15 protein-coding genes and 1 tRNA gene are annotated in these 9,086 nt (G+C 62.3%); 12 read left to right on the top strand and 4 right to left on the bottom strand.

What is annotated here, in order from left to right:
* From HUV48_RS11980 to HUV48_RS14405, 10 genes are all read left to right on the top strand, one after another.
* A partial coding sequence (locus HUV48_RS11980) for a lambda exonuclease family protein (RefSeq protein ID WP_217906797.1) occupies positions 1-609 on the top strand: 609 nt, incomplete at its 5' end.
* A complete protein-coding gene (locus HUV48_RS11975) occupies positions 609-884 on the top strand; it encodes a hypothetical protein (protein WP_176268021.1) in 276 nt (91 codons plus the stop codon). The genes HUV48_RS11980 and HUV48_RS11975, both read left to right, overlap by 1 nt.
* A 55-nt stretch (positions 885-939) precedes the next feature.
* Positions 940-1,287, top strand: coding sequence for a DUF968 domain-containing protein (locus tag HUV48_RS14730; protein ID WP_176268020.1), 348 nt, complete (start codon positions 940-942; stop codon positions 1,285-1,287).
* Positions 1,284-1,694: a hypothetical protein gene (locus HUV48_RS11965; RefSeq protein ID WP_176268019.1), complete on the top strand. Its 411-nt coding sequence runs from the start codon at positions 1,284-1,286 to the stop codon at positions 1,692-1,694. Before HUV48_RS14730 ends, HUV48_RS11965 begins: the two co-directional genes overlap by 4 nt.
* 15 nt (positions 1,695-1,709) lie before the next feature.
* A complete protein-coding gene (locus tag HUV48_RS11960; protein ID WP_176268018.1) occupies positions 1,710-2,141 on the top strand; it encodes a hypothetical protein in 432 nt (143 codons plus the stop codon).
* A gap of 69 nt (positions 2,142-2,210) precedes the next feature.
* Positions 2,211-2,657 carry a hypothetical protein gene (locus tag HUV48_RS11955; protein WP_176268017.1) on the top strand — a complete coding sequence of 149 codons (447 nt, stop codon included), beginning with the start codon at positions 2,211-2,213 and terminating at the stop codon, positions 2,655-2,657.
* Positions 2,654-2,812 (top strand): hypothetical protein, encoded by a 159-nt coding sequence (locus tag HUV48_RS11950; protein WP_176268016.1) that lies wholly within the window; start codon positions 2,654-2,656, stop codon positions 2,810-2,812. Before HUV48_RS11955 ends, HUV48_RS11950 begins: the two co-directional genes overlap by 4 nt.
* Positions 2,809-3,174 (top strand): hypothetical protein, encoded by a 366-nt coding sequence (locus HUV48_RS11945; RefSeq protein WP_176268015.1) that lies wholly within the window; start codon positions 2,809-2,811, stop codon positions 3,172-3,174. The genes HUV48_RS11950 and HUV48_RS11945 overlap by 4 nt, the downstream gene beginning before the upstream one ends.
* Positions 3,111-3,497, top strand: a complete 387-nt coding sequence (locus HUV48_RS14690; protein ID WP_225871673.1) for an excisionase family DNA-binding protein — start codon at positions 3,111-3,113, stop codon at positions 3,495-3,497. The genes HUV48_RS11945 and HUV48_RS14690 overlap by 64 nt, the downstream gene beginning before the upstream one ends.
* A gap of 20 nt (positions 3,498-3,517) precedes the next feature.
* A complete protein-coding gene (locus HUV48_RS14405; RefSeq protein ID WP_404799934.1) occupies positions 3,518-4,300 on the top strand; it encodes a tyrosine-type recombinase/integrase in 783 nt (260 codons plus the stop codon).
* Between the two features lie 56 nt (positions 4,301-4,356).
* On the opposite strand, the gene HUV48_RS11930 is transcribed toward HUV48_RS14405, so the two are convergent.
* Positions 4,357-4,432 (bottom strand) — tRNA-Val (locus HUV48_RS11930).
* 96 nt (positions 4,433-4,528) lie between these two features.
* Between HUV48_RS11930 and HUV48_RS11925 the strand changes: the two genes are divergently transcribed.
* Positions 4,529-5,509: an asparaginase gene (locus tag HUV48_RS11925; protein WP_176268012.1), complete on the top strand. Its 981-nt coding sequence runs from the start codon at positions 4,529-4,531 to the stop codon at positions 5,507-5,509.
* Positions 5,510-5,539: 30 nt separating this feature from the next.
* Here HUV48_RS11925 and HUV48_RS11920 read toward each other — a convergent pair whose 3' ends face one another.
* The 3 genes from HUV48_RS11920 to fmt all read right to left on the bottom strand — a co-directional run bounded on the left by HUV48_RS11920 (position 5,540) and on the right by fmt (position 8,408).
* Positions 5,540-6,652 (bottom strand): zinc-binding dehydrogenase, encoded by a 1,113-nt coding sequence (locus HUV48_RS11920; protein ID WP_176268011.1) that lies wholly within the window; start codon positions 6,650-6,652, stop codon positions 5,540-5,542.
* Positions 6,653-6,762: 110 nt separating this feature from the next.
* Positions 6,763-7,506 carry a tRNA pseudouridine(38-40) synthase TruA gene (gene truA, locus HUV48_RS11915; RefSeq protein WP_176268010.1) on the bottom strand — a complete coding sequence of 248 codons (744 nt, stop codon included), beginning with the start codon at positions 7,504-7,506 and terminating at the stop codon, positions 6,763-6,765.
* Positions 7,503-8,408, bottom strand: a complete 906-nt coding sequence (gene fmt, locus HUV48_RS11910; RefSeq protein ID WP_176268042.1) for a methionyl-tRNA formyltransferase — start codon at positions 8,406-8,408, stop codon at positions 7,503-7,505. The genes truA and fmt overlap by 4 nt, the downstream gene beginning before the upstream one ends.
* A gap of 52 nt (positions 8,409-8,460) precedes the next feature.
* On the opposite strand from fmt, the gene recR reads away from it, so the two are divergent.
* Positions 8,461-9,057 (top strand): recombination mediator RecR, encoded by a 597-nt coding sequence (gene recR / locus HUV48_RS11905; RefSeq protein WP_176268009.1) that lies wholly within the window; start codon positions 8,461-8,463, stop codon positions 9,055-9,057.
* Positions 9,058-9,086: the final 29 nt, after the last annotated feature.

Raw genomic sequence — 9,086 nt, 5'->3', positions numbered from 1 at the left:
GGTAATCTCCAGCAGCGCCTTGTCGTGGTTCGCCCGCGTGGCAGCGTATTCTGCTCGGTTAATGGTGTTCTCGGCTATTCGGCATCGCGGGCGAACTACATGGCGCAGCTGGTCGCGGAACGTCTGACAGGCGCTCGCGAGGAAGGCTATATCAACGCAGCCATGCAGCGGGGCATTGACCTCGAAGCGCAGGCGCGGGCGATGTACGAGTTCCACACCGGCAACACTGTCACGGAAACCGGCTTCACGCCGCACCCGTCGATCGCAATGTGCGGAGCATCACCTGACGGCCTCGTAGGCGAAGACGGCCTTGTCGAAATCAAGGTGCCGAACACCGCCACGCATATTGCCACCCTTCGCGGCGGCAAGGTCGATGACCGCTACGTCAAGCAAATGCACCTGCAAATGCTCTGCACGGGCCGCAAGTGGTGCGACTTCGTGTCGTTCGATGACCGGCTGCCCGACGAAATGGCGCTGCATATCGAGCGCATTGAGCTGGACGTGGATCTCGCTGCCGAAATGGAAGCCGAGATCGCCAAGTTCCTCACCGAACTGGATGAAACCGTAGCGGACCTTGAAGCCCGCTACCTGCAACAGAAAGCAGCATAATGGCATACGAACAGAAACCGGACAGCGGGTCGCTCTTCAAGAACGACCGCCGCGAAAAGGACACCCACCCGCACGCGAAAGGCTCGGCGCTGATCGGCGGTGTCGAATACTGGGTGGACGCTTGGACGAACGAAGACCGCAACGGCAACAAGTACCAGGCGCTCAAGTTTAAGCAGAAGGACGCCCAAGGCGACCGCTACCAGTCGGCACAGAACGACCGGCAGCAGGCGAGCGAGCGCGCGAACGACTGGCCGGAAGAAGATCCGCCCTTCTGAACCCCATCCACAACCGGAAGGGGCGGCTTTCGGGTCGCCCCGGAAAGGATAGATCATGGCCTTACCGCCACGCATACCGAAGAAGCCGAAGCGAGCAACTCGCTGGCGTTCGCAGGCGCACTGCAACTTCGTCCGCAGCCATGCTTGCTGTGCGTGCCAATCGACTGCGGCAATTGAGGTTGCTCACGTTCGCATTGGTAGCGGTGCGGGCATAGGGCAAAGGCCGGATGACTTCCGCACGATAAGCCTCTGCCGTGAATGTCACTCGCACCAGCACCGTGTTGGCGAGATTGCGTTTGAGGCGTTCCACGGTTTCAGCATGGCTGAAATGGCGGACGCTTTCGCAAAGGCTAGCCCGAAGGCTTCCGAAATCCGGCTTGTGCAGCGGGAGCGCGCAGCATGAAGGGCAAGGGACTATTCCGCCGCGTTGGGCTTACCTTCGTTCCTGCCAGTCGCGATGGGCGCGAGGTGCTGTCCGAGGTGGGCGAGGGCGATAGCGCGTTCTTGGAGATATGGGCGCCGCGCAATCCACGCCAGCACGCGAAGTATTTTGCCGTGCTTAACAACGTGGTCGAAGCAACCGGACGCTGGACCAGCACCGAACACCTGCGGCGGGACATTCTGATCGCCCTGAATCGCTACGACGATCACGTTAGCGCGCTCACCGGCGAGGTGACGAAGATCCCGCATTCGATGGCTTACGCATCCATGCCGAAAGCCGAGTTCGAGCAGCTTTACACCGAAACGATGGCCCTGCTCACCGAGGCGCTAGGGGCCGATCCCGAAATGCTCACCGAGCAAGCAGCTTAAATAAGGAACGAGGTCATGCAAGTTTATTACGAGCGCACCGAAGTAGAAGATGAATTAGACCGCGAAATGGTCGCTGCCGAAACCGACATTGATATTCTTAAGACTTGGTTCAAAGCCTTGAAAGATACATCGTTTGATCTGCACACTCAGATTGCGAGCGTTAAACTGGTTAATCCGGATGCGGCTTTAGGAATGGCGCGGAAGCTCGGCTACATACATATTGCAATGAGTTGGGTGACGAGGCGTATTGCTGATTTGGGCGAAGAAACGCCCGAAGACGCGATGAGCAAGAAGTATCGCACTTTAAAGCACCATCTTACGTGCGCCAATCAGCAGCTTGAGAAGAAAAACAAGCAGCTGAAAGAACTACGCGCAAAACTCGCTGAATTGAAGGCGGTTCCTTGCGATAGCGATGCCAGCTTGGCCGAAAACGGCGCAGCCGGTTGAGCGGCGAAGCCGTGGCAGCGCGGGCCTGTAAAGGCATCGCCCGAACCCACCCCTGATTTGAGAGGTCATATGAATACTAAAGCACAAGAGCTGGCTGACGAGTTGGCGAAATGCATGAACGTGAACCACGCTCAGTTGCGACCGGTAGATGCGCCGCCTCAGTTCGTCATCGACAAGTCTCTTCGTGACCGCATCCTAGCCGCTCTCCGTTCCCCTACACCTGATGTAGTGGAGGCGCTGGAGAATGAACGGGGCCTTGCCTACCTACTGGGTCGCTATGATGCCGCCTGCGCTGCTGAAACCTATGTCCGCGACCATCCGCCCCGCGCAGTAGGCGACCTTACCGGACGCGATGACGAAGTGGCTGGCATGAAATCGGCGCACGAGCTTATCGCTGCCGGTATGGGAATGTTCGTTTCCGCTGAGGGCAAAGCGATCCCGCTAGACTTGCAATTCGATAACGCGCGGAAAGATCGCCTGCGCAACCTCAATACACAGGGAGATACGGGACAATGACCGATCCCAAGACTATCGCTGAGTGCCCGGTCTGCAACGCCAAGGATGACGAGCCGTGCGTTGATTGGTTGCCTACGCCATTTGCTTTCGACTTCCGTATTGTGGCACATTCCGAACGCTCCCAAGTCCGCCGCGAACTGGAGCGCGGACAATGAGCGCTGGCCTAACCAACAAGCTGGAACAGGCTACCGAGGGTAGTAGGGAACTGGATGCGGAGATTTGGCTCGCGCTTGTTGCCGACGAGAAGGCGCTGAAGGCTTATCACGAAGGTGCCAAAATTAGCGCGAAGGAAGCCGCGTTCCGTGCCGACTACATGATGGACGGGATGCGCTATTCGTCATCGCTAGATGCAGCCATGTCGCTCGTGCCGGAGGGGTATCATGTAGAATTAGAGAGATGGGCTGACAATCGTGGGCGCTGCGAAATCAACTGGCCCAGCAACACCGTCAACGCATGGGGTTCCACTTTACCGCTCGCTCTTTGTATCGCAGCTATTCGGTCAAGGAGGGGAGAGTGACTGCGGCTCGACCATACTCGCCAGAGACGCTGGCCGCACGCTGGGGTTGCTCCGCTGAGAAAGTACGCCTTATGTACCACGCTGGCGAACTGGCGGGCTTCAGGCTCGGGAAGCTGATTCGCATTCCGGCAGCAGAAGTCGATCGGTACGAGTGTCAGAATACACCCTCACATGGCACAGAGATAAGCTCGCAGTCACATGGCGAGAGCCGGGACGAAAACACCCGCGAAGAATCACGACTGGCACGGCTGACGAACGACGAGCCGAAGCAATCGGCAGGCAGATTTGGGAACGCCTCAACGCAGCGAAAAGCGACCGGGTAGAAGACTTGTGGCCTGTCTATGTGAAAGACCGGATAGCGGATGGAGCTCGAGCAGACCGTTTCAAGTCTCACTGGACCGCGCTCGAGCCGACATTCGGCAAGCGGATCGGCAGCGAGATAACTCGAGAGGATTGCCGCAGCTATTACCGAGAGCGGAAACGCCTCGAGTATGCGGACAGCACGATAAAGACAGACCTCGAGCTCCTAAGAGCCTGCCTACGCCATCGGTACGGTGCGAGTGCTCCGAATATCTGGATTGCGCCCGCGTCTCGAGCTCGAGACCATTGGCTGACGAAAGAACAGGCGGCGATGATCGTAGATCTGATCGACACGCCGCATATCAAGCTGTTTGTCGTTCTCGCTCTAGCAACTGGAGCTCGAGCAGGTGCGATACTCGATCTGACTTGGGAACGGGTGAACTTCGAACAGGGATTGATCGACTTCCGGCCACCGGGACGCATTCAAACGAACAAGCGCCGCAACGTGGTTCCCATGAACAATCGAGCTCGATCCGCTTTGCTCGAGGCGCAGCCGGCAGCGATGACCGGACACGTAATAGAATACGCTGGCAAGCCGGTCGGCTCGGTAAAGAAGGCGATCCAGCGTTTGAGCTCGAGAGCAGGCATCCCGTTCTCGCCGCACACCTTCCGGCATACGTGCGCGGTTTGGATGGCGCAGGACAACGTGCCCATGCAGTTGATAAGCCAGTACCTGGCGCACACTTCGCTGCGAATGACCGAGCAGGTTTACGCCCGGTACAGCCCCACGTTTATGCGCGATGCGAGCGATGCGACCGAGTTTTGATGTACTGCGGTACACATCGGTTCGGTTCGTACATGGGCCAAAAATGGCGGAAATACTGGTGGGCGATGACAGGCTCGAACTGCCGACCCTCTCGGTGTAAACGAGATGCTCTACCAACTGAGCTAATCGCCCGAATCCGTATTCGGAAGTGGCGCTTCTAGCGAGCGCGCCGCGTAAATCAACGCAAAATGAATTGCACGGTGCGCCCCTCGCGGTAGAGCGCCGGTCATGGCGCAGCAACACATCCTCGTCCTCGCGACCGGCGGCACGATCGTCGGCACGGCCGGCTCGGCAACGCGGCGCGACTACCGCCCCGGGCAGATCGGCATCGAGGATTTCCTGCGCGAAGTGGCAAAGCTCAATTTGCCGGGGCGGCTCAGCGGTAGGCAACTCGCCAATATCGGTAGCGAGGATATCGGGCCGGAGTTATGGCGCACGCTCCATCAGGCGGTGCTCGACGGAATGGACGACCCCGACTGCGCCGGCATCATCATCACGCACGGGACCGATACGGCGGAGGAGACCGCCTTCCTGCTCGACCTGACGCTGCCGAGCGCGAAGCCGGTGGTGCTGGTGGGCGCCATGCGCCCCGCCGATGCGGTGGGCAGCGACGGACTGAGGAACTTCGCCAATGGGGTGCGCGTGGCAGGCGATTCCGAGGCTGCGGGACGCGGGGTGGTGCTGGTTATGAGCGACCGCGTGTTCGCCGCCCGCGATGCGAGGAAAGCGGTGACTAGCGGGACGGACAGCTTTCGCGGCTTTCCCCGCGGCGCGATCGGGCACGTGACGCCGACCTCGCTCGAATGGTTCGGACCGCCGTGGCGCGTCGGTGAGCGGGCGCGTTATACGCTTACGGACACCATGCCGCGCGTTCCGATCCTCCATGCCTATGCCGGTATGCCCGTCTCCGACATAACCTCGGCGCTTGCCGGAGAGGCGCAGGGCATCGTTCTCGCAGGCTTCGGCGAAGGCAACGCGCCGCGCGCGATCCGCGATGCACTCGCGGAGGCCGCGAAGCGGGGCGTGCTGGTCGTTCGCTCTAGCCGAGTGGACGAGGGTCTCGTCGACCGCGAACCCGAAGACGATGCGGCGGGCTTCGTCGCGGCGCGCGCGCTCGGTCCGGCGAAGGCGCGCATCCTGGCACAAGTCTGTCTCGCCAACGGGATCAGCGACCCGGTGCGGGTGCAGGACGAATTCGGGCGGCGCTGATTGCCGCCGCCCGTTACCGGTTCGCTCAGCTCAACCCCAAGGCGTAACGAGGTATTTCTCGCCTGTCTTCATCGCGGCATATTCGGTTGCAGCATTCTTCGTCAGCATTTCTTCGAGCGTCACCTTGCGCTTGTAATTGCTGGCGAAAGTCGTGGTGATGTTGTCGAGCACCCTCTTGCGCATCCGGGCTGCCGTTTCCATTCCGGCCTGCTGCAGGAACGGGGTCAGCAGCCAGCCCGACAGCGTCCAGCCGAATCCATAGGACGGCGTCAGGATCGTCGGGCCGAGGTCGAGGCGGCCGTAGATGTACATCTTCTTCTGCTGGTTCGAGCCATAGCGCGAATATTCGCTCATCTTGCCGACCGCGACCTGCTCCATCGCCTTGAACACGGTGTCGACCGTCTTGCCGCCGCCGATCGGATCGAAGCCGAAATAGGCGTCGGTCTCGTCGATCGCGCTACGAAGCTGGTGCATGAAATCATCGTCCGAGGAATTGACCACGTGGCTCGCGCCGAGCCCTTTCAGCAGATCGACCTGCTCCTGCTTCCGCACGATATTGACGAGGCCCATGCCGTCTTCCTGGCAGATGCGGTTGAGCATCTGTCCGAGGTTCGACGCGGCAGCGGAATGGACGATAGCGTTCTGGCCTTCCATTTTCGCGGTTTCGACGAAGCCCAGCGCGGTCATCGGATTGACGAAGGCGCTCGCGCCGTCTTCCGCCGAATTGTCGCCCAGCGGCAGGCACATGGCTGCGTCCGCCAACGCATACTGGCTGAAGGCGGTCCCGGGAACGCAGGCGACCCGCTGCCCTATCAGCGCCTGCGCGGCCTCACCGTCACCCGCGGCGACGACCGTGCCCGCGCCCTCGTTACCGACCGGCATCCGCTTGCCGTGGCGTCCCTTCGCGCCGGAGAGGAACGGCTCGGGCATTTGCGCGACGACCTTGCCGTCCGAATATTCGGCGCTTTCGAGATCGGCTGGGCCGAACAGCAGCGCAAGGTCGCTGGGATTGATCGGCGCGGCCTCCATCTTGACAAGGACCTGATTGCCGGTCGGATCGCGAAACTCGCTTTCGGCAACCTCCACCGTCAGCGCGCCGTTTGGGTCGAGGGTCGTGAAAATCTGCTTTCCGGTGGTCGTCATCGTCATCTCCTGTTTGCGGCGTTTGCCTATGTGCTCGCCGGTTTGGTTACAAGCGTACCGAGAAGGGGTCTAAGCGTCCACAACTGCACCGAGCGGGAGCCGGCGGCGCTTCAATCGGGGTAAATCGCCTCTGCAAAGTACAGTCCGTGCGCCGGCGCGTTGAGACCGAGTTGCTGCCTATCGCGTGCAGCGAGGGCTTGCGCGATCCGCTCCTCTTCCCAGCGGCCCATCCCGACCAGCGCGAGGCAGCCGACCATGCTGCGGACCTGATGGTGAAGGAAGCTGCGCGCCGCGGCGTAGACCGTGACGAGTTCGCCGTCGCGCGCGACGTCCAGCCAGTCGATGGTCTTGACCGGGTCCTTCGCCTGACAATGAGCGGAGCGGAACGTGGTGAAGTCGTGCCGTCCCACCAGCGCCTGCGCCGCGCGGTGCATCGCCTCGGCATCGACTTCCTGCCCGATGCGCCACGCCCGCCCCTTGTCGAGCGTCAGCGGCGCGCGCCGGTTGACGATCCGGTAGATGTAGCGGCGACCGGTGCAGGAAAAGCGGGCGTGCCAGTCATCCGCGACCGGCTCGCACTGCGTGACCGCGACGGGGAGGGGGCGCATCTTGGCATTGAGCGCCTCCATCAGCCGGAACGGGGCAATGTCCTTCTCGATATCGCAGTGGCTGCGCATCGCGAGCGCGTGGACCCCGCTGTCGGTACGGCCCGCCGAATGGAGCGTGACCTGTTCGCCGGTGACCGCCTCGACCGCTTCCTCGAGGGTCTGCTGAACGCTCGGCCCGTGGCTCTGGCGCTGAAGCCCCTGGAAAGGGCCGCCGTCGAATTCGAGCGTGAGCGCGAAGCGGGTCAATGCACCCGCGTCCCCGCCGCAATCGGTTTGCCGCGCAGAAAATCGGCGACGTCCATCGCAGGTTTGCCGGCGCGCTGGATGCGTGTGGGGCGAATCGCGGCATAGCCGCAGGCGATAGTGAGCTCGTCGTCGAGCGTCGTCGCCGGCTTGCCCTCTCGCCCGATCACCTGCGCTTCGAGCACGCGCACCCGCTCTCCGTCCAGTTCGAACCAGGCGCCCGGCTTGGGCGCAAAAGCGCGCACCTGCCGCTCGATCGCGCGCGCGCCCGCGGTCCAGTCGATGCGGCTTTCCGCCTTGTCGATCTTGGGCGCGTGGGTCGCTTCCTTGTCGTCCTGCGCGATCGGGCGGTGAATCGCGAGATCGCGCAGCGTGCCGACCATCAGCTGCGCGCCCATTTCGGCCAGTTCCTCGGTCAGTTCGCCTGCCGTCTTGTCGTCGATTGGCGTGCGCGCCATGGCGAGGATCGGTCCGGTATCGAGCCCCTTTTCCATCTGCATGATGGTAATTCCGGTAACCGTGTCGCCTGCCAGGATGCTGCGCTGGATCGGCGCCGCACCGCGCCACGCGGGCAAAAGGCTGGCATGGACGTTGAGGCAGCCGTGCTTCGGAATATCGAGCACCTTTTGCGGCAAAATCAGACCGTAGGCCGCGACGACCGCGATATCGGGTTCAAGAGCGGCGAGCGCAGCCTGTACGTCCTCGGCGCGCAAAGTTTCGGGTGAGCGAACCTCCAGCCCCAGCGCCTCCGCTTCTTTCTGGACCGGCGAGGCCTGCAGCTTCTTGCCCCGGCCCGCCTTGCGCGGCGGCTGGGTGTAGACCGCCGCGATCTCGTGTGCCGCGCCGTGAAGCGCGCGCAGCGTCGGCACCGCGAAATTGGGCGTTCCCATGAAGACGATGCGCATAGCGGTTCCGTGACCCTTTCGTGTTCGTGCATCGCGCCCTATCTGTGAGGGCATGGCATCGCAAGAGATCGAAACGCTGGCCGCCGCGCTCGCCCGGATGCCCGGCCTCGGGCCCCGCAGCGCGCGCCGGGCGGTGCTGTGGCTGGTGAAGCGCCGCGACAACGCGCTGCCGCAGCTGGTCGAAGCGCTGGAAAAGGTCCGCGAAACGCTCGTCGAATGCAGCATCTGCGGCAATGTCGACACCAGCGATCCCTGCGGCATCTGCGCCGATCCGCGCCGCGATGCGCGCTCCATCTGCGTGGTCGAGGATGTGGCGGACCTGTGGGCGCTCGACCGTGCGCGGCTGTTCACCGGAACCTATCACGTGCTCGGCGGAAAGCTGTCTGCACTCGACGGCGTCCGGCCCGAGGACTTGCGTATCGCCGAACTGCTCGAACGGGTGCGCGAGGGGGGAACCGACGAGGTCGTGCTCGCCATGAACGCCACGCTGGAAGGCCAGACGACCGCGCATTACATCGCCGAGCGAATGGAGGACCTGCCGGTCCGCATCACGCAGCTTGCCCACGGACTGCCGGTGGGCGGCGAGCTCGATTACCTCGACGAGGGCACTTTGGCGCAGGCGCTTCGCGCGCGGAGGCCGTTGGGGTAGCTTCGCTAATTGAATAGTCAGCTTCTTAA

It is taken from the genome of Qipengyuania atrilutea (genome assembly GCF_013370205.1).
GTDB classification, from domain to species: domain Bacteria; phylum Pseudomonadota; class Alphaproteobacteria; order Sphingomonadales; family Sphingomonadaceae; genus Actirhodobacter; species Actirhodobacter atriluteus.
This window is presented reverse-complemented; position numbering and strand designations above follow the sequence as displayed.

Coding starts and splice junctions, on each gene's coding strand:
- HUV48_RS11960 (WP_176268018.1), top strand. CDS start 1,710: ATGCAAGTTTATTACGAGCGCACCGAAGTAGAAGATGAATTAGACCGC.
- HUV48_RS14730 (WP_176268020.1), top strand. CDS start 940: ATGGCCTTACCGCCACGCATACCGAAGAAGCCGAAGCGAGCAACTCGC.
- HUV48_RS14690 (WP_225871673.1), top strand. CDS start 3,111: ATGGGGTTCCACTTTACCGCTCGCTCTTTGTATCGCAGCTATTCGGTC.
- HUV48_RS11945 (WP_176268015.1), top strand. CDS start 2,809: ATGAGCGCTGGCCTAACCAACAAGCTGGAACAGGCTACCGAGGGTAGT.
- HUV48_RS11925 (WP_176268012.1), top strand. CDS start 4,529: ATGGCGCAGCAACACATCCTCGTCCTCGCGACCGGCGGCACGATCGTC.
- fmt (WP_176268042.1), bottom strand. CDS start 8,408: ATGCGCATCGTCTTCATGGGAACGCCCAATTTCGCGGTGCCGACGCTG.
- HUV48_RS11955 (WP_176268017.1), top strand. CDS start 2,211: ATGAATACTAAAGCACAAGAGCTGGCTGACGAGTTGGCGAAATGCATG.
- HUV48_RS11920 (WP_176268011.1), bottom strand. CDS start 6,652: ATGACGACCACCGGAAAGCAGATTTTCACGACCCTCGACCCAAACGGC.
- HUV48_RS11965 (WP_176268019.1), top strand. CDS start 1,284: ATGAAGGGCAAGGGACTATTCCGCCGCGTTGGGCTTACCTTCGTTCCT.
- recR (WP_176268009.1), top strand. CDS start 8,461: ATGGCATCGCAAGAGATCGAAACGCTGGCCGCCGCGCTCGCCCGGATG.
- HUV48_RS11950 (WP_176268016.1), top strand. CDS start 2,654: ATGACCGATCCCAAGACTATCGCTGAGTGCCCGGTCTGCAACGCCAAG.
- HUV48_RS11975 (WP_176268021.1), top strand. CDS start 609: ATGGCATACGAACAGAAACCGGACAGCGGGTCGCTCTTCAAGAACGAC.